1 protein-coding gene is annotated in these 282 nt (G+C 68.8%); it reads right to left on the reverse strand.

Going from position 1 to position 282, the window contains the following annotated elements:
- Positions 1-280 (reverse strand): beta-ketoacyl synthase N-terminal-like domain-containing protein (locus tag RB628_RS41985; protein WP_318325834.1); only part of this gene is annotated, 280 nt, incomplete at its 3' end.
- Between the last annotated feature and the right edge of the window lie 2 nt (positions 281-282).

The following is a 282-nucleotide window of genomic DNA, read 5'->3' on the forward strand; positions in this document are numbered from 1 at the left end:
CGTCCTCCAGCGCCTCCCAGGCCGTCTCCAGGAACAACCGGTGCTGCGGGTCCATCACTTCGGCTTCACGCGGCGTGTAGCCGAAGAAGCCCGCGTCGAAGAGGTCCAGGCCGTCGAACCAGGGACCCGTCCTGACGTGGTCGGGCTGGTTGTACACCTCGGGGGCGACTCCGGCCGAGGCGAGCTGCTCGTCGCTCAAGGACACCACCGACTCGACACCGTCCCGCAGGTTCCGCCAAAACTCCCCCACATCCCCCGCACCCGGGAAACGCCCCGCCATCC

The sequence above is a fragment of the Streptomyces sp. ADMS genome, from assembly GCF_033441795.1.
Lineage (GTDB): Bacteria > Actinomycetota > Actinomycetes > Streptomycetales > Streptomycetaceae > Streptomyces.